Annotated in this window: 24 protein-coding genes; 22 read left to right on the forward strand and 2 right to left on the reverse strand. The window is 67.9% G+C overall.

The features are described 5' to 3' along the window. The first annotated feature begins 3 nt into the window (after positions 1-3). The 16 genes from CFB82_RS09290 to CFB82_RS09360 all read left to right on the forward strand — a co-directional run bounded on the left by CFB82_RS09290 (position 4) and on the right by CFB82_RS09360 (position 19,593). Positions 4-933, forward strand: coding sequence for a universal stress protein (locus CFB82_RS09290; RefSeq protein WP_089483946.1), 930 nt, complete (start codon positions 4-6; stop codon positions 931-933). An 18-nt stretch (positions 934-951) separates the two neighbouring features. Continuing rightward, positions 952-1,932 (forward strand): quinone oxidoreductase family protein, encoded by a 981-nt coding sequence (locus CFB82_RS09295; protein WP_069247975.1) that lies wholly within the window; start codon positions 952-954, stop codon positions 1,930-1,932. Positions 1,933-1,942: 10 nt separating this feature from the next. Further along, positions 1,943-2,791, forward strand: a complete 849-nt coding sequence (locus CFB82_RS09300; protein WP_089445645.1) for a TauD/TfdA dioxygenase family protein — start codon at positions 1,943-1,945, stop codon at positions 2,789-2,791. Between the two features lie 118 nt (positions 2,792-2,909). Beyond that, positions 2,910-3,965 (forward strand): 3-keto-5-aminohexanoate cleavage protein, encoded by a 1,056-nt coding sequence (locus tag CFB82_RS09305; RefSeq protein WP_089483947.1) that lies wholly within the window; start codon positions 2,910-2,912, stop codon positions 3,963-3,965. Positions 3,966-4,134: 169 nt separating this feature from the next. Then, positions 4,135-5,463, forward strand: coding sequence for an MFS transporter (locus tag CFB82_RS09310; protein WP_089483948.1), 1,329 nt, complete (start codon positions 4,135-4,137; stop codon positions 5,461-5,463). Between the two features lie 16 nt (positions 5,464-5,479). Further along, entirely contained in the window at positions 5,480-6,055 is a 576-nt protein-coding gene (locus CFB82_RS09315; RefSeq protein WP_089483949.1) for an RBBP9/YdeN family alpha/beta hydrolase, read from the forward strand. Positions 6,056-6,372: 317 nt separating this feature from the next. After that, positions 6,373-7,539 carry an ABC transporter substrate-binding protein gene (locus tag CFB82_RS09320; RefSeq protein WP_089483950.1) on the forward strand — a complete coding sequence of 389 codons (1,167 nt, stop codon included), beginning with the start codon at positions 6,373-6,375 and terminating at the stop codon, positions 7,537-7,539. A gap of 49 nt (positions 7,540-7,588) precedes the next feature. Beyond that, positions 7,589-8,668 (forward strand): ABC transporter ATP-binding protein, encoded by a 1,080-nt coding sequence (locus tag CFB82_RS09325; RefSeq protein ID WP_089483951.1) that lies wholly within the window; start codon positions 7,589-7,591, stop codon positions 8,666-8,668. 37 nt (positions 8,669-8,705) lie between these two features. Further along, complete coding sequence (locus CFB82_RS09330; protein WP_089483952.1) at positions 8,706-9,578, forward strand: ABC transporter permease; 873 nt, start codon at positions 8,706-8,708, stop codon at positions 9,576-9,578. Next, positions 9,578-10,510, forward strand: coding sequence for an ABC transporter permease (locus tag CFB82_RS09335; RefSeq protein ID WP_089483953.1), 933 nt, complete (start codon positions 9,578-9,580; stop codon positions 10,508-10,510). The genes CFB82_RS09330 and CFB82_RS09335 overlap by 1 nt, the downstream gene beginning before the upstream one ends. A gap of 122 nt (positions 10,511-10,632) precedes the next feature. Further along, on the forward strand, positions 10,633-11,070 hold the full coding sequence (locus CFB82_RS09340; RefSeq protein ID WP_089483954.1) for a hypothetical protein: 438 nt from the start codon (positions 10,633-10,635) through the stop codon (positions 11,068-11,070). 65 nt (positions 11,071-11,135) lie between these two features. Beyond that, positions 11,136-11,333: a hypothetical protein gene (locus tag CFB82_RS42030; protein WP_143750889.1), complete on the forward strand. Its 198-nt coding sequence runs from the start codon at positions 11,136-11,138 to the stop codon at positions 11,331-11,333. A 360-nt stretch (positions 11,334-11,693) separates the two neighbouring features. Further along, positions 11,694-12,863 (forward strand): ABC transporter substrate-binding protein, encoded by a 1,170-nt coding sequence (locus CFB82_RS09345; protein ID WP_089483955.1) that lies wholly within the window; start codon positions 11,694-11,696, stop codon positions 12,861-12,863. A 46-nt stretch (positions 12,864-12,909) separates the two neighbouring features. Beyond that, on the forward strand, positions 12,910-16,599 hold the full coding sequence (locus CFB82_RS09350; RefSeq protein WP_089483956.1) for a response regulator: 3,690 nt from the start codon (positions 12,910-12,912) through the stop codon (positions 16,597-16,599). A gap of 64 nt (positions 16,600-16,663) precedes the next feature. Next, positions 16,664-19,246, forward strand: a complete 2,583-nt coding sequence (locus CFB82_RS09355) for an EAL domain-containing protein (protein ID WP_089483957.1) — start codon at positions 16,664-16,666, stop codon at positions 19,244-19,246. Positions 19,247-19,380: 134 nt separating this feature from the next. Beyond that, the gene (locus CFB82_RS09360; protein WP_006497261.1) at positions 19,381-19,593 is read left to right on the forward strand and encodes a hypothetical protein; all 213 of its coding nucleotides are present in this window, start codon (positions 19,381-19,383) and stop codon (positions 19,591-19,593) included. A 289-nt stretch (positions 19,594-19,882) separates the two neighbouring features. On the opposite strand, the gene CFB82_RS09365 is transcribed toward CFB82_RS09360, so the two are convergent. Further along, complete coding sequence (locus tag CFB82_RS09365; protein WP_089483958.1) at positions 19,883-20,848, reverse strand: D-2-hydroxyacid dehydrogenase; 966 nt, start codon at positions 20,846-20,848, stop codon at positions 19,883-19,885. Positions 20,849-21,098: 250 nt separating this feature from the next. Here CFB82_RS09365 and CFB82_RS09370 point away from each other — a divergent pair, with 250 nt between their 5' ends. From CFB82_RS09370 to CFB82_RS09390, 5 genes are all read left to right on the forward strand, one after another. Further along, complete coding sequence (locus CFB82_RS09370; protein ID WP_089483966.1) at positions 21,099-22,289, forward strand: CaiB/BaiF CoA transferase family protein; 1,191 nt, start codon at positions 21,099-21,101, stop codon at positions 22,287-22,289. Between the two features lie 24 nt (positions 22,290-22,313). After that, entirely contained in the window at positions 22,314-23,276 is a 963-nt protein-coding gene (locus CFB82_RS09375) for a hydroxymethylglutaryl-CoA lyase (protein ID WP_089483959.1), read from the forward strand. Positions 23,277-23,298: 22 nt separating this feature from the next. Then, positions 23,299-23,682, forward strand: a complete 384-nt coding sequence (locus CFB82_RS09380) for a VOC family protein (protein WP_089483960.1) — start codon at positions 23,299-23,301, stop codon at positions 23,680-23,682. A 246-nt stretch (positions 23,683-23,928) separates the two neighbouring features. Further along, positions 23,929-24,792, forward strand: a complete 864-nt coding sequence (locus CFB82_RS09385; RefSeq protein ID WP_089483961.1) for an alpha/beta hydrolase — start codon at positions 23,929-23,931, stop codon at positions 24,790-24,792. A gap of 60 nt (positions 24,793-24,852) precedes the next feature. Continuing rightward, the gene (locus CFB82_RS09390) at positions 24,853-25,746 is read left to right on the forward strand and encodes a LysR family transcriptional regulator (RefSeq protein ID WP_043182881.1); all 894 of its coding nucleotides are present in this window, start codon (positions 24,853-24,855) and stop codon (positions 25,744-25,746) included. Positions 25,747-25,849: 103 nt separating this feature from the next. Here the strand turns inward: CFB82_RS09390 and CFB82_RS09395 are convergent, their stop codons facing one another. Continuing rightward, positions 25,850-26,575, reverse strand: a complete 726-nt coding sequence (locus CFB82_RS09395) for an NAD-dependent epimerase/dehydratase family protein (RefSeq protein ID WP_089483962.1) — start codon at positions 26,573-26,575, stop codon at positions 25,850-25,852. Here CFB82_RS09395 and CFB82_RS42035 point away from each other — a divergent pair. Continuing rightward, a partial coding sequence (locus CFB82_RS42035) for a hypothetical protein (RefSeq protein ID WP_218829056.1) occupies positions 26,574-26,807 on the forward strand: 234 nt, incomplete at its 3' end. The genes CFB82_RS09395 and CFB82_RS42035 overlap by 2 nt on opposite strands.

Here is a 26,807-nt window from a genome sequence, read left to right on the forward strand (position 1 = left end):
ACGATGTACCGCCATCTGCTCGTGACGGTCGACGGCACGCCCGGCGGCATCGACGCGATCGGCCATGCGCTCGAACTGGCGCGTGCGGTCGGCGCCCGGGTCACGTTCATGCTGACCGGCGCTGCGCCGGACTCGCGTTTATCCGGAGCGCGGCTGCCGGAGCACGGTGCGAAAGTGGAAGCCGCTGCGCGGGCGCAGGGGTTGTCCCATGCGATCGCGGGGGCCGGCCATCCGGCGGCGGCCGGCGGCGCAGCGCCTGGCGCGCTGGCGGCCGAACTCGGCTGCGACCTGATCGGCGTCGCGGCGCTGCCGCACGACGCCGACGCGGCGGCCTGCGCGCAACGGCAGCACCTGCTCGCAACGAGCGGCGTGCCGGTGCTCGTGTGCACGTCGCGGCGAACGCCTGCCGAGGCGCGCGTGATGGCGCGTTGCCTCGATGCGCATCGTGCGGTCGAAGGGTGGCTGCATGCGTTGATGGCCTCCGGCACTGACTCGAACGAGCCGCAGCAGCAGATGATCGACACGCAGGATGCGCTGGCATCGCTCGCCGCGCTGCAGCGCGCCCGGGTCGGCACCGCCGCCGAAGCGCGTCTCTTCGCGGCATTGCGCGTCCGTGCGGAGTGCGTCGCGGCCGAACTGGACGAACTCGACCGCCAGCGGCAGCGCGATGCGCAAGCGCTCGATGCGCTCCTGCGGATCGCCGCGGAAGGGCTGCCGTCGGCCGCGTTCGACACGGCGCTCGCCCGCTATGCGCACGGCGCGTTCGAGCAGATGGGACGGATGGAAGGCGTGATTTTCCCGGCCGCGCGGCGCTATCTCGGCGACGCGGACTGGGCCGGACTGGATGAATCGCTGGCGGACGGCGCAGCCGCGACGCCGCCACGCGCGAACGAACCGAACGAACCCGACGATGCGCGACGCGCATCCGACTGACACCCTACGGAGAAAACCATGGCACATGCAGTGCGATTCCACGAAACCGGCGGCCCTGAGGTCCTGCGCTGGGAGGAAGTCGACGTCGGCGACCCGGGCCCCGGCCAGGTGCGCCTGCGGCACGACGCGGTCGGCCTGAATTTCGCCGACACGTATTTCCGCAGCGGCCTGTATCCGGTGCCGCTGCCTGCCGGCCTCGGCGTCGAGGCGGCCGGCGTGGTCGAAGCGGTCGGCCCCGGCGTGACGAACGTCGCCGTGGGCGACCGCGTGACCTACACGGGCTTCCTGAACACGCTCGGCGCGTACAGCACCGAACGACTGATTCCCGCCGCGCCGCTCGTGCGGCTGCCGGCCGGCATTTCGTGCGAGACGGCCGCGGCGATGACGATGCGCGGCCTGACGTCGGCCTACCTGCTGCGGCGCATCCATGCGTTCGCACCGGGCGACACGATCCTGCTGCACGCGGCCGCCGGCGGCGTCGGGCTGATCGTGTCGCAATGGGCGAAGCTGCTCGGGCTCACGGTGATCGGCACGGTCTCCAGCGAGCACAAGGCCGGGATCGCCCGCGCGCACGGTTGCGACCATACGATCGACTACAGCCGCGAGGATGTCGCGAAGCGCGTGCGCGAACTGACGGACGGCGCGGGCGTCGACGTCGTGTTCGACAGCGTCGGCAAGGACACCTTCGAAGGCTCGCTCGATTCGCTGAAGCGGCGCGGGCTGATGGTGTGCGTCGGCACCGCGTCGGGCCCGATCCCGCCGTTCGATCCGCAGCGCCTCGCGATGAAGGGCTCGCTGTATCTGACGCGCCCGGCGCTGGCCGACTACATCGCCGATCCTGCCGAGAAGAACGACCTGGCCGGCGAACTGTTCGCGCACGTCGCCGCCGGCCGGATCCGGATCGAGATCAACCAGCGCTACGCGCTGCAGGACGCCGCACAGGCGCACCGCGATCTCGAATCGCGCAAGACGACCGGTTCGTCGGTGTTCATCGTCTGAGGAGGCGCGCATGCGAGTCGAACCCCTGACCTGCGCGATCGGCGCGGAACTGCTGGATGTGAGCCTCGCCGACGCCGTGCACGACGACGGCCTGTTCGCCGAGATCCGCGCGCAGTTGCTCCGGCATCGCGTGCTGTTCCTGCGCGACCAGGACATCACGCGCGCCGAGCACGTCGCATTCGCACGCCGCTTCGGCGAGCTCGAGGATCATCCGGTGGCCGGCAGCGATCCCGAGCACCCGGGACTCGTGCGGATCTACAAGTCGCCCGACCAGCCGAACGACCGCTACGAGAATGCGTGGCACAGCGATGCGAGCTGGCGCGTGGCGCCGCCGTTCGGCTGTGTGCTGCGCTGCGTCGACGGTCCGCCGGTTGGCGGCGACACGATGTGGGCGAACATGGTGCTCGCGTACGAGCGCCTGCCTGAACACGTGAAGCAGCAGATCGACGACTTGCGTGCACGCCACAGCATCGAGGCGAGCTTCGGCGCGGCGATGCCGATCGACAAGCGCCTCGCGCTGAAGGCGCAGTACCCGGACGCCGAGCATCCGGTCGTGCGCACGCATCCCGAAACGGGCGAGAAGGTGCTGTACGTGAATGCGTTCACCACGCATTTCACGAACTTCCACACGCCGGCGCGCGTGCGGGTCGGGCAGGACGCGAATCCCGGCGCCGGCCAGTTGCTGCAATACCTGATCAGCCAGGCCATGATCCCCGAATACCAGGTGCGCTGGCGCTGGAAGAAGAACAGCGTCGCGATCTGGGACAACCGCAGCACCCAGCACTACGCAGTGATGGACTACCCGCCGTGCGTGCGCAAGATGGAGCGCGCGGGCATCGTCGGCGACGTGCCGTTCTGAGCGCGTCAGCCCCGTAACTGGTCCGCACCCCTGAACCACGCGCCGGGCCTGCCGCCCGGCGCGGCGGGATACGCACGCCCGTACGCCCGAAATACAACGATTTCCACTGGAGGACGACATGCAATTTCTCGACGATTCGCTGCACCCGGAAAACCAGGACAAGGTAGTCATCACGGTCGCGCCGTACGGCCCCGAATGGATGCCGGCCGACTTTCCGGAAGACATTCCGGTGACGATGGACGAACACGTACAGAAGGCCGTCGACTGCTACAACGCCGGCGCGACGGTGCTGCACATGCATGTGCGCGAGCTCGACGGCAAGGGCAGCAAGCGGCTGTCGAAGTTCAACGAACTGCTCGGCCGGCTGCGCGAGGCGGTGCCCGACATGATCCTGCAGGTGGGCGGCTCGATCTCGTTCGCGCCGGAAGGCGAGGGGGCGGACGCGAAATGGCTGTCCGACGACACGCGCCACATGCTCGCCGAGCTGACGCCGAAGCCCGACCAGGTGACGGTCGCGATCAACACCGTGCAGATGAACATCACCGAGCTGATGAACCGCCAGGACATTGCCGGCACGTCGTTGAACGAGGCCGCGTACTGGGACGCGTACCGCGAGATGACCGTGCCGGCCGGCCCGGGCTGGGTCGACGAGCACCTGCGCCGCCTGCAGGCGGCCGGCATCCAGCCGCATTTCCAGCTCACCGGCATGCACGCGCTGGAAACGCTCGAACGGATCATCCGCCGCGGCGTCTATCGCGGCCCGCTGAACGTCACGTGGGTCGGCATCGGCGGCGGCTTCGACGGCCCGAATCCGTACAACTTCATGGAATTCGTGCGGCGTTGCCCGGACGGCGCGTGCATCACGCTCGAATCGCTGATGAAGAACGTGCTGCCGATCAACACGATCGCGATGGCGCTGGGCCTGCATCCGCGCTGCGGGATCGAGGACACGATCATCGACCAGAAGGGCAAGCGCATGACGTCGGTGCAGCAGGTCGAACAGTGCGCCCGGATCGCGCGCGAACTCGGCCGCGACATCGCCACCGGCAAGGAGGCGAAGGCGATCTACCGGATCGGCGTGCAGTACGACGGCATCGACGAGACGCTGGCGCACCTCGGGATGGCGCCGAACCGCCGGCCGGGCCAGGCGAACGTGCCGCTGCGGGCGGCCTGACGCATCGCGCATCCGCGCATCCGGGTAAGCGGCCGTGACGGCCGCCGCCCGCCGATCGTTGTGGCGTGGCACCCACCCCTGCGCACGGCGCGGGGGCTGACTCCGGTCAACGGAGCGGGGCCACGCAAGCCGCGCCGGAGCACGACCTCCGGCGCCGGAGGAGACACGCATGCTGATCCATCATGTCGAGCCGTCGATGCAGGACGTCGCCGCCGCCGGCCGGCGTGCGCCCGCCTATGCGTGGCTCGTGTTCGGGCTGACCGTCGGCCTGCTGCTGTCGGACTACATGTCGCGGCAGGTGCTCAACGCCGTGTTCCCGCTGCTCAAGCACGCGTGGGCGCTGTCGGACACGCAGCTCGGCTCGCTGTCCGGCGTCGTCGCGCTGCTGGTCGGGCTGCTGACGTTTCCGCTGTCGGTGCTCGCCGACCGCTTCGGGCGCGTGCGCAGCATCGTGCTGATGGCCGCGTTGTGGAGCGTCGCGACGCTCGGCTGCGCGCTGTCGACCAATTATGCGGAGATGCTCGTCGCACGCGGCCTCGTCGGGCTCGGCGAGGCCGCGTACGGCAGCGTCGGCGTCGCGCTGATCCTCAGCATTTTTCCGGCACGGCTGCGCGCGACGCTGACCGGCGCATTCATGGCCGGCGGCGCGTTCGGCTCCGTGTTCGGGATGGCGCTCGGCGGGCTGGTCGGCGCGCATCTCGGCTGGCGCTGGTCGTTCGGCGTGATGGCCGCGCTCGGCATCGTGCTGCTCGTCGCGTATCGCTGCGTCGTGACCGAACGGCGGCTCGCCGCGTATCGCATCGAACCGTGCCGGCGCGACGCCAGCGCACCGCGCGACCTGCGCGGCAACGTGCGCGCGCTGATGTCGGGGCTGTTCGCGTCGCGTTCGGTGATCTGCGCGTATCTCGGCAGCGGGCTGCACCTGTTCGTGCCGGGCGCGCTGTTCGCGTGGCTGCCGAGCTACCTGAACCGCTACTACGCGATGGCGCCCGACCGCGCGGCCGTGCTCGCGGCCGGCTTCGTGCTGCTCGCGGGCGTCGGGATGGTCGGCTGCGGGATCGTCACCGACCGCGTCGGCAAGACCGACGGCAAACGCAAGTGGCTGACCGCGATCGCGTATTGCGTACTCACGGGCGTGTGCCTCGCGATTGCGTTCCGGCTGCCGCCCGGACCGCTGCAGCTCGCGCTGATCTGCGCGGGGATGCTGGTCGGCGCGGGCGCATCCGGTGCGTCGGGCGCGATGGTCGCGAACCTGACGCCGGCCGCGATCCACGCGTCGGCGTTCGCGACGCTCACGCTCGCCAACAACCTGCTCGGCATGGCGCCGGGCCCGCTGCTGACGGGGTGGGTCGCCGATCGTGCCGGGCTCGTCGGCGCACTGCAATGGATTCCCGTCGTGCCGCTCATGGCCGCCGTGCTGTTCGCGATCGGACGCGCGAGCTACGTGGCCGACCTCGCGCGCGTCGAACGCGACCGGCGCGCGTCCCACCTTTCCTGAACGCTTCGGAGACTGCATGACCCTGACGACCACCCCCACCATCCTGATCGTGCCCGGCTTGCGCGATCACGTCGAAGACCACTGGCAGACGCACCTCGAACGGCGCCTGCCGAACGCGCGCGCCGTCGCGCCGCTCGAAGCGGACAAGCTGAGCCGCACCGCGCGCGTCGCGGCGCTCGATGCTGCGCTGGCCGCGATCGACGGCCCCGTGATCCTCGTCGCGCACAGCGCGGGCGTGATGATTACCGTGCACTGGGCGCGCCAGGCCACGCGCAAGATCCACGGCGCGCTGCTCGCGGCGCCGGCCGATCTCGAGTCGCCGATGCCCGCCGGTTATCCGGCGCCCGATGCGATCGCCGCGAACGGCTGGACGCCGGTACCGACCGGACGTCTGCCATTTCCGAGCATCGTCGCCGCGAGCCGCAACGATCCGCTCGCGCGTTTCGAACGCGTCGAGGCGCTGGCGGCCGGGTGGGGCAGCCAGCTCGTCGATCTGGGGGAGGTCGGGCACCTGAACCCGGCGTCCGGGTATGGCGAGTGGCAGGATGCCGAACGGTTGATCGAAGAGGTGGCCGCACTCGGCGCCGCCTGACTGACTGAATATTCCCGCCTTCCGCGCGCCGCACCCGACCGGGTGCCCGGCGCGCGCCCCGTCACCGTCGGGTCGCGACGCGGCCCCGAACCGATTCCATTTCGCTTCCCGCCGAGATACGACGTCTTAACACGCGGCACAATCGACACGGCACGGCTCCCCACCAGCGATTGACACACAAATCGTCAATAACCGGAAGGTGTTTGTCAGGGAAAGTCCCGCCCCGCGCGCCGTGGTTTTTTGTTGACCGACATCGTATAACGCCGTCATGATTTCCTGAAAAGAAAGGTCCCATCCACCGACCGAAGTGAGGAGACATGAACACCACCACGATCGCTCGCCGTGTCCGCCGGATCACACTCGCCCTGGGCTTCACGCTGTCTGCCGCGGCCGCCGTTGCCGCCCCCGTCTCGTTGAACATCGTCGATGTCGCGGGCAACCTGCAGCTCACGCAGAAGGCCATCGAAGCCTTCAAGGAAAAGAACCCGAATCTCGTCTCGAACGTCACGTTCACCAACGCGCCCGCGCCGCAGTTGCCGGGCAAGATCAAGGCGATGCAGGCGGCGGGGCGCGCCGACATCGACCTCGTGCTGACGGGCACCGACGCGCTGGCCGCCGGCATCGAGCAGAACCTGTGGCAGAAGCTGCTGCCCGACGACGCGGCCGCGTTGCCCGGCGTGCTCGACAAATATGCGCCCGGCCCGCGCAAGATGCAGGATCTCGCGCAGGGCTACGGCCTCGAGGTCACCTACATGCCGGCCGGCCCGCTGCTCGAATACAACCCGGCGAAGGTCAGCGACCCGCCGAAGACGCCCGATCAGCTGCTCGCGTGGTGCAAGGCGCATCCGAACAAACTGATCTATGCGCGCCCGGCGAACTCGGGCCCCGGCCGCACGTTCCTGATGGGGCTGCCGTACGTGCTCGGCGACAAGAATCCGCAGGATCCGATCAACGGCTGGGACAAGACCTGGGCGTTCCTCAAGGCATTGAACGACTGCGTGCCGTACTACCCGGGCGGCACCTCGGCGGTGATGAAAGAGCTCGGCGAAGGCACACGCGACATGACCGTGACCGTCACCGGCTGGGACCTCAACCCACGCGCGCTCGGCATCGTGCCGGCCGAATTCAAAATCCAGGCGTTCGACAACATGACGTGGGTCAACGACGCGCACTACATGGTGATCCCGAAGGGCGTGCCGAAGGAAAAGCTCGACGTGCTGTTCAAGCTGATGAACTTCCTGCTCGAACCGGCGCAACAGTCGATGACCTACGACGACGGCTACTTCTATCCGGGCCCGGCGGTGAAGGGCGTGACGCTCGAGATGGCGCCCGCGCACAGCCAGGAGGTGGTCCGCAAGTTCGGCCGCCCCGAGTACGCGAAGCTGCTCGCGGATCGCCCGCACGTGCAGCCGCTCAGCGCGCAGGCGATGGTCGCCGCGTTCCAGAAGTGGGATCGCGAGATCGGATCGCAGAAGTCGAAGTAACGCATGGACCGGCGGGCGCCGCGGCGCCCGCGTCGATGGAGTTCGCGCAATGAAGCACAGTTTCGAACGGCTGCGGCTCGATGGCGTGTGTCGCAGCTTCACCAATGCCGAAGGCGCGCAGGTCGCCGCGCTGAACGGGCTCGATCTCGAGATCCGGCGTGGCGAATTCATCGCGCTGCTCGGCCCGTCGGGCTGCGGCAAGTCGACCGCGCTCAACTGCATCGCGGGGCTGCAGCCGCTCACGCGCGGCGGCATCTGGCTCGACGACACGCGCATCGACGTGCTGCCGCCCGAGCGGCGCGGCTTCGGGATGGTGTTCCAGAACTACGCGCTGTTTCCGCACATGTCGGTGCTCGACAACGTCGGCTTCGGCCTCAAGATGCGCGGCGTGCCGAAGCAGGAAACGCGGCGGCGCGCGCAGCAGGCGCTCGAACTCGTGCAGCTCGTCGGCCACGAGGGCAAGCTGCCCGGGCAGCTGTCGGGCGGGCAGCAGCAGCGCGTCGCGATTGCGCGCGCGATCGTGATCGAGCCGCCGCTCGTGCTGATGGACGAACCGCTGTCGAACCTCGACACGAAGCTGCGCATCGAGATGCGCGCCGAGATCCGCCGTATCCACACGCAGCTCGAACGCGCGACGATCTACGTGACGCACGACCAGGACGAGGCGCTGTCGATGGCCGACCGCATCGTCGTGATGAAGGAGGGCGTCGTGCAGCAGGTCGCGACGCCGAAGGACGTCTACACGCGCCCGCACAACCTGCATGTCGCGCGCTTCATGGGCTATCGCAACGTGCTGCCGTTCACACTCGAAGGGATGGCCGGCGATTACGTGAGCGTCGCGGCCGGTGGCGTTCGCGTCACGGGCGTGCCGATGGCCGGCTTCGACGCGAAGGAGGTCGTGGTCGCGCTGCGCCCCGACGACATCGAGCGCGCGGACGAAGGCGGCGACAACACGTTCGACGCGACGGTCGAAACGGTCGAGTACGGCGGCCGCGATTCGCTGATCCGCGCGATCACGCCGTTCGGCCCGATCTGGGCGCGCGTCGCCGGCGAATTCACGGAAGGCGAGTCGCTGCGGCTGCGCGTTGCGCCGTCGCGCACGCTCGTCTACCCGGGAGCGCCGACATGAGCGGCGCAGCCGCAGCGCGGTTACACCAGGAGGCCGCATGAGCACGTTCGCGTCCGGCGGCACGCCGCGCGACGCGAAAGCGTGGCTCGTCACGCCCGCGCTCGCGTTCATCGTCGCACTGTTCATCTATCCGTTCGCGTACGGCCTCGTGCTGTCGTTCCAGCCGATGAACGGCGGCGGCGCGCTCGCGAACTACCTGCTGTTCTTCACCGACACGGCGATGTGGCCGACCGTGCTCGTCACGCTGAAGCTCGCGGTGCCGGCGACGCTGATCAACGTCGGCATCGCGGTGCCCGTCGCGTTCGCGCTGCGCCGCCATTCGCCGTACCAGAAATTCGTCACGACGCTGCTCGTGATTCCCGTCACGCTCGGCACGGTGCTCGTCGCCGACGGGATGCTGACGTATTTCGGGCCGAACGGCTGGTTCCCGCAGGCGCTGCAGGGGCTGCACCTGTACACGGACGAAGTGCGCCTCACGCACAACTACTGGGGCGTGCTGCTGTCGCTGATCGTGTCGGGCTTTCCGTTCGCGTTCCTGCTGATGCTGTCGTACATCAGCGGCATCGACCCGACGCTCGCGCGCGCAGCGGCAACGCTCGGTGCGAACCCGTGGCAGCAGTTCCGGCAGATCTACCTGCCGCTGCTCGTGCCGGGGCTGACGATGGCCGCATGCCTGTCGTTCGTGCAGGCGTTTTCGGTGTTTCCGTCGGCCGTGCTGCTCGGCGCGCCGGCCGGCCCCACGCGCGTGATCTCGATCGCGGCGGCGGAAGCCGCGTTCGAGAGCTACGACTATTCGCTGGCGTCGGCGATCGCGATCGTGATGGGCTTCGTGCAGTTGCTGGTGGTCGCGTCGATGCTCGGCGCGCGCCGCTTCTTCTATACGGGTGCGGTGACGGGAGGCAAGGGCTGATGGCGACCGACAACCATGCCGCGCGCACCTGGCCACCGAAGCACGACACACCCGACGCGCCCGATGCGCGCCCCGTCGATGCGAGGAAACCGCAGAAGATGACAAGCAATCTCGCCGGCCGCGCATGGAAGGCGCTCGTCTGGGGGCTGATGGCGTTCTTCCTGCTGAACGTGATGCTGCTGATCGCGACCGTCGCGGTGAATTCGATCGCGACCCGCTGGTTCGGCACGCCGCTGCCGCAGGGTTTCACGCTGCACTGGTATGCGAAGGCGTGGGAGGACTTCCAGCTCGCGAGCGTGCTGTGGGTGACCGTCGAGGTCGTCGGCGCGGTCGTGCTGCTGTCGATCGCGCTCGGCGTGCCGGCCGCGTATGCGCTGGCGCGCGTGCAGTTTCGCGGCAAGCGCTTCGCGCTGCTGGTGTTCCTGCTGCCGCTGATGGTGCCGCCCGTCACGTACGGGATCCCGATGGCCACCGTGATGTACAAGGTCGGGCTCGCGGGCACGCTGCCGGGCGTGATCCTCGCGAACCTCGTGCCGGCGCTGCCGTTCGTGATCCTCGTGATGACGCCGTTCATCGAGCAGATCGATCCGAATCTCGAGTCCGCCGCGCGGATCTTCGGCGCGAATACGTGGCGCTATTTCCGCTACGTGCTGCTGCCGCTGCTGGTGCCCGGCATGCTCGCCGCCGGGTTGCTCGTGCTGGTGCGCACGATCGGGATGTTCGAGCTGACCTTCTTCACCGCGGGGCCGAGCACGCAGACGCTCGTCGTCGCGCTGTATTACGCGGTGTTCTCGACCGGCGTGCGCGCGCCGCAGTCGATCGACGCGATGGCGATGATCTACATGGCCATCACGCTCGTGTGGGTCGTGATCGCGCTGCAGTTCGTGAGCCCGACGCAGCTCGTCAGCCGCGTGAAGCAGGAGCGGCAGTAGCCGAGGGCGACGCACGGGCACGCGATGCCGCTTGCGCCTCCGTGCAATTGGTTACAAATGGATACCGCGCACCGCGCGCGGACGTTGCAGACTACGCGGCGTTCACCCGATAACGGATACACATGAAGTTCCACACGCTGCTGACACTCGCCGGTGCATCGACGCTGCTGGCCGCCTGCAATCTCCTCCACGAGGGCCCCGGGTCGAGCGACGTCGACGCCGCCGTGCGCCGCGCGCTCGAGGCGGAAAACCACGGCGGCCTGAATGCGCTGTTCGGCCAGCCGCTGCCCGTCTCGGCCGATGTCGTGTCGGCAAAGCCCGACGGCGACTGCAAGAAGCTCGGCGATCGCACGTACTCGTGCGACGTCGTGGTCACGTGGCGCAATGCGGACTACAAGCCTTCGCGTGCGAACCTGACCTTCGTGAAGGCCGCCGACGGCACGTGGCAGACGTCCGGCGTCGACGCCGCGATCGTGACCGGCGCCGCGAAATCGCTGGTCGACGAGATCGGCAAGGCGTGGCCCGGCAATGCGGCGAGCGGCGCGTCGGCGCCGCAGTAGGTCGGCGGGGACATCGTTCACGCTTTCTCCCTGGCCCGATCACGCCGACACATCGACAAGCCGCCATGGCGACGCGAATCCGCATGTCCGGCCCGTGCGGCGCATTCTCCCGCGTTGAAACCCCGAACTTGCCGAATGCCGTCGCACGGTTTGCCCGCTGCGAAGGCGGGTGCCGCGCTGCGCACACCATGCCCGATCCGGAACGGACGAGCCAGTTCCAGCAACAAAATCGCGCATTGAAAACCGGATCGAAATTCCGCTGACGCGATGCCATGGCGCAACGTTCTCGATCGACGACCTTGCCCAGTCCTGCGGCTTGCAGTGCCAAGGGATGCCACCTATACATATGACTAATCGGGCGCCATATCACGGCAAGGGTGCGGCGTGTCACGGGGGACCATCACCCGTTCGAGCCAACGGGTGCCGAAGGGGGACCCAACATGGGCAAGTGCGTGTCGGCCACGCGGATGTGTTCTGATACCGGGTCTTCGAAGGGGTTGCACGCATTCACCCGGTGCGGCTGCAGGCGCGGTTCGCCGGTCGCTCGCAGCGCGAACGCGTTCGCGCAGGGAACGACGGTCCGCTCCGTCGAGTTCGAGCACGGCTGTCCCGGCAGTCGACCCATGCGCTGCGCGGGACTCGGGCGAGCGCTGGTGCTCATCGCGTGCTTCGTCGCGATGACGGGCCCCGGCGCCAGCGTCGCGGCGGAACCCGGCGTGACCGACGATGCGATCCGCCTTGGCATGGTCAACGCGCAGTCGGGCAATTCCTCGGGCCTGGGACACGGGCTGCTGGTCGGCGCGCAAGCCGTATTCGACGATGCGAACGCGCACGGCGGCGTACATGGCAGGAGGATCGACCTCGTGGTCGCCGACGATCGCTACGAGCCCGACCGGACCGTGGACGACACGCTGGAGATGATCGAGCGGCGCAACGTCCTCGCCCTGTTCGGCTACGTCGGCACGCCGACGACCACCGCGGTGCTGCCGATGATCCGGGATGCGGGCATTCCGCTCATCGGCGTCTTCAGCGGCGCGACGGCACTGCGCAGGCCCGTCATTCCGGAGGTATTCAACATTCGGGCGAGCTATGACGACGAAACGCGCGTGCTGGTCGAGCATTTGATCGCGCACGATCGCGCAAGGCGTTTCGCGGTGTTCTACCAGGACGACGGCTTCGGGCTTGCGGTACTGGCGGGCACGCGGCTCGCGTTGCAGCGCCATGGCCTCGACGTCGTCGCCACGGGCACGTTTCGCCGCGGCACGACCGCGGTCGCCACGGGCCTTGCGGCCGTGCTCGGCGGCCGGCCCGACGTCGTGATCATGGTCGGGCCGTATACGCCGGTGGCCGCATTCATTCGCGCGGTGCATCGGGAAGGCCTCGATGCACGGCTCGCGGCGGTGTCGTTCGTCGGCACCGACGACCTGTTGCGCCTGATCGGCGACGAAGGCAACGGCACGCTGATCTCGCAGGTCGTGCCGCTGCCGCGGAATGAACGCCCCGTGATCCAGGATTGCGCACGGCTGATCGCGCAGCGCTTTCCGGACGAACAGGTGGGCGTGGTGCACATCGAGGGCTGCCTCGACGCGAAGATCGCGCTGATCGGGCTGGAACGCGCGGGCCCGAAGCCGACCCGGGCAACCCTGAAGCAGGCGCTCGAATCGATTCATCATCTCGATCTGGGCGGCCTGGTGGCCAACCTGGGCGCCGACGATCACCAGGCACTGAACGACGTGTTCCTCACCGAAATCGCACACGGTCGCGTCACACCGCTGGACGCGCCGGCCAGATAACGGACCGGATGGCCGCGGGCAGGCCATTCCGATCCTGGAGGGCTGCATGGACATCAAGGCGAAACTCGTCACCAGCACCGGCCTGATGCTGCTCGGCGCGGTGGCGACTTCCCTGACGAGCCTGACCGCCGTGCACGGCATTGCATCCGGTGTGCGCATGCTGACGACGGAATCGATGCCGCAGCAGGTGCGCAGCAACGAACTGGAGCGTGCGTACGCGGAACTGGCGGTCGATTTCGGCCGGCTCGAACGGGCCCGCGACGCGTCGGAGCGCGAGCAGTCGTCGTCGGAGATCGAAACGCAATTGCAGCGGATCGCCGACATTACGACCGCCGTGCGCGCGATCGACGGGCACGGGATCGACGAGCCGTCCGCCGATATCCGGACGATGCTCGCGTCGATGAACGAAGGCGTCGAGAAGCGCCTGCGGAGCGACGCGCAGCTCGTCGCCGAACGCCAGTTCATCGAACGCGTCCAGGCACGCGGCGCCAGGCTGCTGAGCGAGGTCGCCAAGGAGACCGAGCAGCTCGACCACGAAGCCGATGCCGCGGTGAGCAGTGCGCTTGCGGCCAATTCTGCCTACAACCGGACGATTCATGCGCTCGACCAGGTCCGCCTGAACGTCAAGGACATCATCACCCTTGCCGGTCGCGTCGACGTCGCACCGAACCGATACCGGCTCGCGCCGCTGCGGGAACGCATGCAGGCGTCGCTCGACGGCGCGAGCAATGCACTCTCGACCGCGGCGCCGAACCTCGACGGCACCGCGGCGCAGGGTGCGGCGAACGCGCTCGGGCGCCTGGCGGCCGACATCCTCGACGGCAACGACGGTCTGCTCGCGCTGCGCGGCGGCATGTTCGCGGCGCCGTCCGTCGCGGCACGCTACCGCGCGAAAGAGGAGCGGGTCCTGCAGTCGCTCGATGCACTCGACGTGACGCTGGCGGAGATCGCGGATCCGTTCGCGCTGCGAATCGTCGATGCACGACATCGACTCGACGAAGCCGTCGCATTCCAGCGCCGGGCGGTACGGATCGCGTCGCTGTCGACCATCGTCAATGGCGGAATCAAGGAACTCGCGGCCGACCTGCGTGCGGTCGCGCAGAGCGAAGGCACCGACCGCATCGAGCGCGGCGAAGGCGTGCGCAAGAATATCGGCGCGCTCGCCGCATCCGCCGCCGCCTTGCGCGATGCGCTCGTCGCGGACCGGCTCGGCAGCGCGAGCCGCGCACGGGAAGTGGCTGCGCTGGCGACGGAACTGGCCGGATCCGCCCGTCGCATCCTCGCGGTGAAGTCGGACGTGCTGTCCAACGACTTGGCCATGCAGCGCATCGTCGCGGACGTCGACACGACCGCGAACCGCCTCGCGGCCTACTCGGAACAGCAGGCCGTACGCGTCGATCTGCAGCAGCGCGCCGTCGTATCCGACGTCTACCGGGCCGTGACGAGCGCGTTCCTGATGATCGTGGCGGTATCGTTCCTGCTCGCGATCGGCGGCCTCGTGATCAGCCATCGTCTCGGCACGTCGATCGCCCGCCCGCTGTCGAACCTGACGCGCACGATGGCGCGCATCCGCCACGGCAACGATCTGTCGCTGCGCATGGCCCACAAAGGCCGCGACGAAGTCGCGGCCCTGATCGCCGGCTTCAACATGATGCTCGACGAAATCGAGCGGCGCGATGTCGATCTGCAGGCGGCGATCGCGACGGCCGAAGCCGCGAACTCGGCGAAATCGGAATTTCTCGCGAGGATGAGCCACGAGATCCGCACGCCGATGAACGGCGTGCTCGGCATGACCGAACTGCTGCAGCGCACGCGGCTGACGTCGAGGCAACGCAAGTTCGTCGACACCGTGTATCGATCCGGGCAGACGCTGCTCGTCATCATCGACGACATTCTCGATTTTTCGAAGATCGAGGCCGGCAAGCTGACGCTGGAGCGCATCGATTTCAACCTGCATCAATTGCTCGACGATGTCGTCGCCCTGCTGGAGCCGAACGCAGGACGCAAGGCACTCGCGCTCGTGTACCGGCGCGCCGCCAACGTGCCGGAATGGATGCGCGGCGACCCGGTGCGCCTGCGGCAGGTCCTGACGAACCTGATGGGCAATGCGATCAAGTTCACCGAGCACGGGCACGTCGAGCTGAGCGCATCGTATGCGGAAGACGGTCGCATCGTGTTCGTGATCGCCGACAGCGGCATCGGCATCGCGCCCGATGTGTCCGCGCAGTTGTTCCAGCCGTTCCAGCAGGCCGACAGCTCGATCGCACGCAAATACGGCGGGACCGGCCTGGGGCTCGTGATTGCCCGGCAGCTGGCCGAGATGATGGGCGGCTCGCTCGCGCTCGACTCGACGCCGGGAAAGGGCTCGGTATTTACCGTGACGATGCGGTTCGAGCCGGCATCCGGCGGGGGCGGCATCGCGGCGCACGCGAGGTCGTCGCTCGCGGGCCTGAAGGTGCTGATCGTGGACGACAGCGAGACCGATCGCAGCGTGTTGCTCGAGCACGCGATCGAATGGCAGCTGTGCGTGGCCACGGCGATCGGCGGCGACGACGCGCTGTCGCAGTTGCGCGCGGCCGTCGCCGACGGTGCGCCGTTCGACCTCGCGATCGTCGACGTCCGGATGCCCGGCATGGACGGCATCTCGCTCGTGCAGCACATCCGCCATGATCCGTCGCTGCGTGCGCTCAGGATCATCACGCTGACCGCGTTCGAGATGATGGACAGCGTCCAGGTCGCGCGCGAACTCGACATCGCCGCGCGACTGACGAAGCCGCTGCATGGCGCCGACCTTTATGCGGCGATCGCATCGACGATGCAGGTGATGCCGCACCGCATGCCGCCGGCGGCCGATGAAGCCGGGCCGGACCCGGACAGGCCACTCGACGCAATCCCCGCGCATGTGCTGCTGGTCGAGGACAACGCGGTCAACCAGCAGATCGCGCTCGCGATGCTGGAGGACACCGACTATCGGGTCGCCGTGGCCGACAACGGCGAGCAGGCGTTGAAAATGCTGGACGACGACGCCTTCGACGTGGTTCTGATGGACTGCCAGATGCCGCTGCTGGACGGCTTCGAGGCCACGCGGCGGCTGCGACGGCGCGAAGCCGAAGCCGGCGCGCCGCGCATGCCGGTCATTGCGTTGACGGCCAACGCGCTCAGCGGCGACCGCGAACGCTGCCTGGCCGCCGGCATGGACGACTATCTCGGCAAGCCGTTCCACCGCGATGCGCTGCTGCGGATGCTCGCGCGCCATGTTCGCGCCGACGCAAGCGTGCCGGCCGCCAAGAGCGATGAGGCAGGGGCGCCGGTCGACATCGAAACGGGCACGCAGGCGACGCCCGGCGCGAGCGAGACGGCGGCCGCCGGTCAGGACGAGAGCGCCGGCGTGATCGACCGCAAGGCGCTCGATGCATTGCGCGCGCTCCAGCGGCCCGGCCGCCCGGATGTGCTGACCCGGATCATCGATCAATTCACGGCCGACGCGCCGCGGCTGATCCGCGACATGCACGCAGCGGTCGAAGCAGGGGACGCCGATGCGCTGAAGCTGGCCGCCCATACGCTGAAATCGAGCAGCGCGAACGTCGGCGCGCACCTGCTGTCAGCCCGCTGCCGCGAGATCGAGCGTCTGGCGCGCGCTGCCGACGTGAGCGCCGCAGAGACGCTCGTCGCCGGCACGGATACGGAATTCGGGCACGCGCACGCCGCGCTGATCGCCGAGCGCGTGGACGGTTGAAGATTGAACGATCGCCGGCCGGTCGCCGCGGCGATCGCGCGTCGGCGCAAACAGGAGGACGGTCGTGAACCAGGACAATGCCGATTTGCCGGCGATTCTGATCATCGATGACGATGCAATGACGCGCCTGCTGGTCGTGGAAACGCTCGAGCCCGAAGGTTTCCGCGTCGAGGAGGCGACGGGGCCGCAGGAGGGCATCGACGCGTTCCTGCGTTGTCGTCCCGCCGTCGTGCTGCTCGATGTCGAAATGCCCGGTGGCGACGGCTTCGACTGTTGCCGCGCGCTGCGCGCCTTGCCGGAGGGTCGCCGCGTGCCGATCGTGATGCTCACGGGCAACGACGACGACGAATCGATCGCCAGCGCGTTCGATGCCGGCGCGACCGACTTCGTGTCCAAGCCGATGCGGTGGAAGCTGCTGGGCTACCGGATCCGGTATCTGCTGCGCGCCGCCGCTGCCGTCGAAAAACTGGCGACGACCGAGGTCAGCCTCACGCACGCGCAGGCGCTCGCGCACCTGGGCAACTGGGAGTACCAGGCCGGGCGCACGGACGGCTACTGGTCGCCGGAGCTGTACCGGATTCTCGGGCTCGACGCCACGCGCGCGCCGCCGACGTTCGAGCGGCTGGTGCAAGCCGTTCCGGCCGACGAGCAGCCGCTGCTCGTGCAGTCGTACACGAGCCTGCGCACCGAGGGCGTCGCATTCTCGCTCGAGCATCGACTGATTCACGAGGACGGCACCGAGCGCTACGTGCTGCACCAGGCGGAGTCCGGGCGCGATCCGAACCACGCGATCATCCTGCGCGGCATCGTTCAGGACATCACCGAGCGCAAGATGCAGCAGGGGCGTATCGAATACCTGGCCAACCACGATGCGCTCACCGGCCTGCCCAACCGCAACCTGCTCGGCGACCGGATGGAGCAGGCGATGTCGCAGGCGAGACGCACCGGGCAGCTGATCGCGGTGATGGTGCTCGACCTGGACCGTTTCAAGCACGTCAACGACAGCTTCGGCCACTCGGTCGGCGACGGGCTGCTGCGGGTCGTCGCCGCGCGCCTGACGAGTTCCGTGCGCGACGGCGACACGGTCGCGCGGCTCGGCGGCGACGAGTTCGTCGTGATGCTGGTCAACCTGTCGACGCCATCGGATGCGGATGTGATCGCACGCAAGATCCTGGACACCTTCATCGCGCCGTTCGTGCTGGAAGGGCACGATCTGCACGTGACGACCAGCGTCGGCGTCAGCCTCTGTCCGACCGACGGCACGAACGCGGAGGCGCTGCTGAAAACCGCCGATGCCGCGCTGTACTGCGCGAAGGAACACGGGCGCAACTGCTACAGCTTCTATACCCGCGAACTGGGTGCGCGCGTGGAAGAGCAGACCATCCTGGAAAACGCGCTGCACCGGGCCGTCGCAAACGGCGAACTCGAGCTGTACTACCAGCCGAAGGTCGATCTCAAGACCGGCCAGATCAGCGGGGTCGAGGCGCTGATTCGATGGCGACGCCCGGGAATCGGCATCATTCCGCCGGACCGCTTCATCCCGATCGCCGAGGAATCCGGACTGATTCTGCCGATCGGAGAGTGGGTGCTGCGCACCGCGTGCGCACAGGCCGTCGCCTGGCAACAGGACGGGCATCCCCCGATCCGGATCGCCGTCAACCTGTCGGCGTGCCAGTTCCGGCAACAGGACGTGGCCGCCATGGTACGCAAGACGCTCCGGGAAACGGGACTGGCGCCGGCCTCGCTCGAACTCGAGCTGACCGAAAGCGTACTGATGCAGGACTGCAATACGATCGCGCACACGCTGCGCGAACTGAAGGCGCTCGGCGTCGTCCTGTCGCTGGATGATTTCGGCACCGGCTATTCGAGCCTGTCGTACCTGAAAGACTTGCCGATCGATGTCGTCAAGATCGATCGGTCGTTCCTCAGCGACGTCACCACCAGCGCGGAAGGCGCGTCGCTGACGCGCTCGATCATCGCGATGGCGGAGTCGCTGCACATGGAGACGGTGGCCGAAGGCGTCGAAACCGAAGCACAGCTGTCGTTCCTGAACCGGCACCGCTGCCACTCGATGCAGGGCTACTACTTCAGCCATCCGGTGACCGGCGATGAAATCGCCGGCATGCTGTCGGCCGGCTCGGAACTGCCCGAACACTGCCGGCAGCGCGAACTGCTGCACCGGACGCTGCTGCTGGTGGACGACGATCGCGCCACCCTGCAGATGCTCAGGCAGGCGCTGGGCCGCGACGGCTACGAGATCCTCGACACCACCGACCCCGACGAGGCGCTCGGCCTGCTCGCCCGGCATCGCGTCGGCGTCATCGTGTCCGACTTCCACTTGCCGAGCGCGTCGGGAATCGACCTGCTGCAGCGCGTCAAGGCGTTGTACCCGGACATCGTGCGCATCCTGCTGTCGGGTTACGGCGACGGGCAATCGATCGCCAGCGCATCCGGCGACGGATCGGTCCAGAAGCTCCTGATCAAGCCTTGGGATGTCGCGCTGCTGCGCAAGCACATCGTCGAGTCGTTCCAGCGATTCGAGCACGATTCGCTGCACAACGGGCTCGGCATCGGCGCGGGGCGCCTCGGCGCGCACCGATCGCCGCTCCGGCCCGTCGGCGCGCCGGAACCGCGCGACCAGGCCTGAGCATGGGCCACGCGAAACGGCGGGGGACGACCGTGATAAAGGGTACGACCAGGCTGATAAACGGTATGCGGCCCGGGTTATAGGGAAAACCCTTATTTCGAGATATAATCACGGCCTGAGAGATAGGTCGAACCATGCCCGAACGTTTCCAAACCCTTGAAAAATTTGTGTTTTCCCTCGTCGTGATGTCCGCGGTCGTGTGCTCGGCATTCCTCGCGTACGAGCGTCACCCCGAGATCAAGATCGCACTGCACGAAGGCGAAGCGCTGATGCGCGAGAGCGCCAAGTACTCGGTCATCTGCTCGCCGTCCAAGGTCGATCCTTGCGTCGAGATGTCTGCTTACTGAAATTCGCGTCGATAGCGGTGCGCTGCTATCGAAACGGACGTTTCCAGAATTCGTCCCATTCAGTTTCGGACTCGTCCTATATCGTTGGCCGTCTGGATTCCTTAAAGTAGAGCCCTTCAGGCATTCAGAAACCGGCCGCAAGATAGGGCGGATGCACGAACCCGTAACGTGCCGAGTCGCTGGCGTAAGCAGCCCCCGAATTCAGCCGGCCCCGCTTCGAGCCATCGAGCGGGGCCGTTCTGTTTGCGCGGTTCAAAATCACCTTCCGTCGCGCCGTGTGCCCCGTGCGTCACACCACGTGCCGCGGCATCCCACCCACGAACGCGGCGACGTTGTCCACGAGCTGATCGGCGAGCGCCTGCATTGCTTCGTCACTCGCCCACGCGACGTGCGGCGTCAGGATGAATGCCGGATGCGACAGGATCGCGTGGAACGGATGCGCGGCCGGCAGCGGCTCCTGCGTGACCACGTCGAACCCCGCGCCCGCGATCTGCCCCGACTGCAACGCATCGACGAGCGCGCTTTCATCCACGAGCCCGCCGCGCGCGGTATTGATCAGCAGCGGCCGGCGCGCCATCCGCGCGAACGCGGCCGCATCGATCACGTGCCGCGTCGCCGGCGTGAGCGGGCAGTGCAGCGTGATCACGTCGCTGTCGCGCAGCAGCGTGTCGAGCGGCGCGTAGTCGTCTCCTGCCGCATCGCCGTGCGCCGCGAACCGCACCCGCATGTCGAGCGCGCGGGCGATGCCGGCCACCGCGCGCCCGAGCACGCCGTCGCCGACGATCCCGATCGTCGAGCCGGCCAGATCGCGAATCGGATGATCGAAAAAGCAGAACTGCCCGCTGTCGAGCCAGCGCCCCGCGCGCACCGCGTCGCGGTACGCGACGAGGCTGCGGCGCAGCGCGAAGATCAGCGCGAACGTGTGCTCGGGCACCGTGCGGACCGCATACCCGCGAATGTTGCTCACGACGATGCCCCGCGCCGCGCACGCGTCGAGATCGACGATGTCGGTGCCCGTCGCGGCGATCGCGATCATCCGCAGGCGCCGTGCATCGGCGAGCGTTGCCGCGTCCAGCCGCACCTTGTTCGTCACGACGATGTCCGCGTCGCCGATGCGCGCGGCAATCTCGTGCGCGGCCGTCCGGTCGAACGTGCGCAACGCGTGCGGGAAAGGGAATGGTTTCAGCACGGTGTGCGGCGACAGCGTCGCGCGATCGAGAAACACGATCGTCGCGGGGGAGGAAACAGAAAACATGGCGGGTCTCGCTGACAGGCGCCCGGCGGGCGCGGAACGAGTTCGATTCTGCCGGCGGCGCGCGCGCTGTCGTTTGACCGTTGCGCGAGCGCGCTTTCCCGGATGGAAAGGCTGACGCAACGCCTGTGGGAGGGGCGCGACGCACGCCTTTCCGAAACGGAAAGGCTGGTTGAGCATCGATCGATTTTCGCCGGGCGCGAACGTCGTCATGATCGCCTTCATCGACAACACGATTTCATCGGAGACAGCCATGACACGCCCCCTGGACGGCATCCGCGTGCTGGAACTCGGCCAACTGATCGCCGGACCGTTCGCGGGCCGGATGCTCGCCGAATTCGGCGCCGACGTGCTCAAGGTCGAGCCGCCCGGGCTCGGCGATCCGCTGCGCAAATGGCGGCTGCTGCATGAAGGCACGTCGGTCTGGTGGGCCGCGCAGTCGCGCAACAAGACCTCGCTCACGCTCGACCTGCGCACGCCCGAAGGGCAGGACGTCGTGCGCCGCCTCGTGGCCGAGACCGACGTGCTGATCGAGAACTTCCGGCCCGGCACGCTCGAGGGCTGGGGGCTCGGCTGGGACGCGCTGTCCGCGATCAACCCGGGGCTCGTGATGCTGCGCGTGTCGGGCTTCGGGCAGACGGGCCCGTACCGCGACCGCCCCGGCTTCGGCGTGATCGCCGAGGCGATGGGCGGCCTGCGGCACCTGACCGGCGAGCCCGGCCGCATACCGGTGCGCGTCGGCATCTCGCTCGGCGATTCGCTGTCGGCGCTGCACGGCGTGATCGGCGTGCTGCTTGCGCTGCGGCATCGCGAGCAGCAGGGCGGCAAGGGGCAGGTCGTCGACGTCGCGCTGTACGAGTCGGTATTCAACATGATGGAAAGCCTGCTGCCCGAATACTCGGCGTTCGGTGCCGTGCGCGAGGCGGCCGGCAGCAGCCTGCCCGGCATCGCGCCGACCAACGCGTACCGCTGCCGCGACGGCAAGTACGCGCTGATCGCCGGCAACGGCGACAGCATCTTCCGGCGCCTGATGGAGCTGATCGGCCGGCCCGATCTCGGCAACGATCCCGCGCTCGCGCACAACGACGGGCGCGTCGCGCAGGTCGAGCGCATCGACGCGGCAATCGGCGAATGGAGCGCGCGGCACGATCTCGACGCCGTGCTGGCCGCGCTGAACGAAGCACGCATTCCGTCCGGACGCATTTACGACGTGGCCGACATCGCGGCCGATCCGCATTACCGCGCACGCGACATGCTCGTCGATGCCGCGTTGCCCGACGGCACGCCCGTGCTCGTGCCGGGTATCGTGCCGAAGCTCGGTGCGACGCCCGGGCGTATCGAACACGCGGCGCCCGCGCTCGGCGCGGATACCGACGCGGTACTCGAATCGCTCGGTATCGATGCGGCGACGCGCGGCGACTGGCGCACGCGCGGTGTGATCTGAGAAGCGGATACAGGAGCAGACAACATGAGTGGGCAACGCAAACGGCTGTACCTCCACGAAGTCGCGACGCGCGACGGTTTCCAGAACGAAGCGGCATTCGTCGACACCGACGACAAGATCGCGCTCGTCGACGCGCTGAGCGCGTGCGGCTACGCAAAGATCGAGGTCACGTCGTTCACGTCGCCGAAAGCGATCCCTGCGTTGCGCGACGCGGAGGCCGTGATGCACGGCATCGCGCGCGCACCGGGTGTGGTCTATACGGTGCTCGTGCCGAACGTGCGCGGCGCGGAGCGCGCGCTGTCGTGCGGCGTCGACGAAGTCAACCTCGTGATGTCGATGAGCGAAAGCCACAACCGCGCGAACCTGCGGATGACGCGCGAGCAATCGTTCGCGCAGTTGCGCGACGTGATCGACGCGGTACGCGGCACGGGCGTCGCGATCAACGTGTCGCTGTCGACCGCGATGGGCTGCCCGATGGAAGGGGACGTACCGGCCGAAGGCGTGCTCGCATGGATGCAGCGCTTCGCGGATCTCGGCGTGCACGGCTTCACGCTGTGCGATACGACCGGCATGGCGTTTCCGTCGCAGGTGCGCGACCTGTCGGCACGTGCCCGCGAGCGCTTCGGCGCGCTGCAGCTCACGCTGCACTTCCACAACACGCGCGGGATGGCGCTCGCGAATACGCTCGCGGCGCTCGACGCCGGGATCGACCGCTTCGACGCGTCGCTCGGCGGGCTCGGCGGCTGCCCGTACGCACCGGGCGCGACCGGCAACGCGTGCACCGAAGAACTCGTGCACATGCTCGAACTCGACGGCTACGATACGGGCATCGATCTCGCGGCGGTGCTGGCCGCGTCGGCACGGCTGCCCGCGCTGATCGGGCATGACGTGCCGAGCCAGATCCTGAAGGCCGGGCGCCGCTCGGACCTTCATCCGCCGCCGCGCGCGGACGCCGGCGACATGCCCGCGCAGCGCGCGTTCTCATGAACCACGAACAGGAGCGAACCTCATGGCGCTGATCGACCACCTCGACCATCTCGTGCTGACCTGCGTCGATCCCGACCGGACGAAGCATTTCTACACCGAGGTGCTGCAGATGCAGCTCGAAACCTTCGGCGCGGGCCGGATCGCATTCTGCTTCGGCAACCAGAAGATCAACCTGCACGTTCGCGGCGCGGAATTCGAACCGAAAGCGCATGTGCCGGTGCCCGGCGCGCTCGACCTGTGCTTCATCGCGTCGGTGCCGCTCGACGACGTGATCGCACACCTGAAGCGAGTCGATTGGCCGATCGTCGAAGGGCCCGTCGAGCGCACGGGCGCGACGCAGAAGATCCGGTCGGTCTACGTACGCGATCCCGACCTGAACCTGATCGAGATTTCCGAGTTGATCTGAGTGCCGGCGCACAGCCGCGCCGTATCGCGCCTTCGCACGTGCGTGTGCGGACCAGATCACGGTGCGGCCGCATGCCGCGCCGATCTCCCGCCGAAAACGGACAGCCGGTTTCCGCGCTCGCCGATTCCGGATAGCCGGCCCGTGTCGCACTGCGGATAATGCAGGCATCGGCGACTGAGAAGCCGCCTTCGCATCGGACGCGACGCACGCGTCCGCGCTTCCGCAACCCGACCCAGACGATTCCCAATGACGATCCTCTATCGCGGCATGGACCGCGCGGCGCTCGATGCCGCTTATCTGAACACGAAGGTGGTGCCCGATTTCCCTGCGTTGCTGGCGTCGATGCAGGCGCGCAGCGCAGCGCTCTATGAAGCCGCGTCCGTCAGGCGCGACCTGCGTTACGGCGCGCAACCCGCGCAGCGTTTCGACTGGCTGTCGTGTGGTCAGCCCGATGCGCCGCTGTTCGTGTTCATTCACGGCGGCTACTGGCAGCACTGCGCGAAAGAGGATTTCGCCTACGCGGCAAGCGGGCCGCTCGCGCGCGGTTTCGACGTGATACTCGCCGAATACACGCTTGCACCGGTCGCGACGATGACCGACATCGTCGGCGAGATCGGCGCGCTGCTCGACTACCTGGCGAACGACCCCGACGGCCTCGGCACGGCGAAGCGGCCGATTCACCTGAGCGGCCATTCGGCCGGCGGCCACCTGACGGCCGTGCACCGCGCGCATCCGGCCGTCGTGTCGGCGCTTGCGATCAGCCCGCTCGTCGATCTCGAACCGATCTCGCTGTGCTGCCTGAACGACAAGCTGCAGCTCACAGCGCACGAAGTCGAAACGTACAGCCCGCTGCACCATGTCGGGCCCGGCGCACCGACGGTCGTTGCGGTCGGCGACGCCGAGCTGCCCGAACTCGTCCGGCAGGCACGCGACTACGCAGCGGCGTGCGACGCGGCCGGCGAACGGATCGTCCATGTCGGGTTGCCCGGCATGAAGCACTTCGACGTGCTCGACGATCTCGCGAAGCCGGACGGAGCGATGCTTGCCGCATTACGGTCGATCGCGCCGCGCCAGGCGTGCCGTTTCGCGCTCACACGGCCGGGCGTATGATCGGCGTCAGGCCGCCGCGCTGACGGCAAGCGCCGGCACGGCACTCCCAGGAAACACGACATGGTGAACCCGCTTCATTTCGATCTGCAGTCGCTGCGCGTGTTCGCGCTCGTCGCCGAGCACGGCAGCCTGACGAAAGCGGCCGAACACGGCCAGCTCACGCTGTCCGCGGTCAGCAAGCGCATCGCCGAGCTCGAAAGCGTGACGGGCAGTGCGCTGTTCGTCCGGCACGCGCGCGGTGTCGAGCTGACGCCCGCGGGCCGCGCGCTGCTCGACCATGCGGCAAAGGTGATCGAGCAGGTCAACCGGATGGCGCACGAGATGAGCGACTACGTCGCCGGCGTGCGCGGCCACATCCACGTGTGGACCAACACGTCCGCGATCGTGCAGTTCCTGCCCGCCGATCTCGCCGCGTTTCTCACCGACAATCCGGGCATCAAGGTCAGCCTCGAGGAGCGGCTGAGCCACGAGATCGTCGACGCACTCGCATCCGGCAAGGCCGATCTCGGCGTGTTCGCCGACAACGTACCGGCCCCCGGCATCGAGCGGCGGCTGTACCGGCGCGACGAGCTCGTGCTGCTCGTGCCGCGCACGCACCGGTTCGCCGCGCGCGACAGCATCCGCTTCGCGGATACGCTCGACGAGGACTACGTGGGGCTCAGCGACGGCAGTTCGCTGCTCGCGCGCATGACCGACGCGGCGTTCGCGGTCGAGCGCTCGCTGAAGCTGCGGATCCAGGTATCGAATTTCGACGGCGTGAGCCGCATGATCGAGGCGGGGCTCGGCATCGGCATCCTGCCGCGCGATGCGGTGACCGGCGAGCGCGCGGCGCGGCTCGGGGTCGTGAAGCTCGACGATGCGTGGGCAACGCGCACGCTGTGGGTTGGCGTGAAGGCGGGCAGCGTGCTGACGACCGATATCGCGAAGCTGTTCGATTTCATGTCGGCGCGGTGAAGCGGTCGGCAAGCGTCAAAAAATGGCGCGGCATGGCCGCACCGGGCGTGCGATCACCTGTGCGCGTTCCAAGGTTCATGCGTGAATCGTCGCGGAAGCTGACTCAAGCAGCACCGAGGCGCGCAAGCGTGGCGTGTTCCTTCGGTGCGCTCAGCGCGTCGACCAGCAATGGTGACGCGGTCTCGGCGCCAGCTTCCCGCGTCCAGTCGAGCGTGTCCTGAATAGTTCGCGCGAGAGGCGAAAACGCGAGACCACTCCGTAGCGCGCGGCTGTTGTCGGCGAAGAATATGCCGCCCGCCTCAGCATCGCTTTCCGCGATCCAGAGCGGAAGCTCCGTCCATCCTTCGATACCCGCGTCGAGAACCTGTTGATCCGTGAGCCATACCAGCTGTGCGCGGCTCGAGGCAACCTCGATGCACCGGCTGAGAAACTGCTCCATCGTCAACGTCGATGCAGGGCCCACTGCGTTCAATACAGCGTTCGCGTTGCTTTCCGCCATCTGCACGCACCATTGCGCAACATCCCGCGCATCGATGAACTGGATCGGGCGATCAGGCCGCCCGGGTGCAAGGATGCGGCCTCCTGTCGCGACGCGGCGAATCCAGTACGTGAACCGGCCGGTGGGATCGTAGGGGCCAACGATCAACCCCGGCCTGAGAATCGCGACGCGCCCCGGCATGGCCGACTGAATGGCCGCTTCCGTTCTGGCCTTCAGCGCACCATAACCTTCGTGGCCCGGAAGGGTGTCCGCGTTCTCGTCATAGCGCGTACCGGGCGGGAAGCTGCGATAGACGGAAATGCTGGAAATGAACGTGTAAGCCTTCGACATGAAATGTCTCTACAATCATGGTTCGAACTGGACGGGACGAGCAACGAAGCTGATGGCATTGAAAGCGCTGGAACTGACGCAGGAAGAACGTACAAAGCTTGAAGCGATGGCGAGAAGCCGTCGTGATTGGCGAATACGAGACCGGTCGCGGACGATTCTGATGTTCAGCGACGGCGTGCGAGCGAAAGAGATCGCCAGACGACAGGAACTGACGTTGGAGGCGGTGTATGAG

It is taken from the genome of Burkholderia sp. HI2714, from assembly GCF_002223085.1.
GTDB classification, from domain to species: Bacteria; Pseudomonadota; Gammaproteobacteria; order Burkholderiales; family Burkholderiaceae; genus Burkholderia; species Burkholderia lata_D.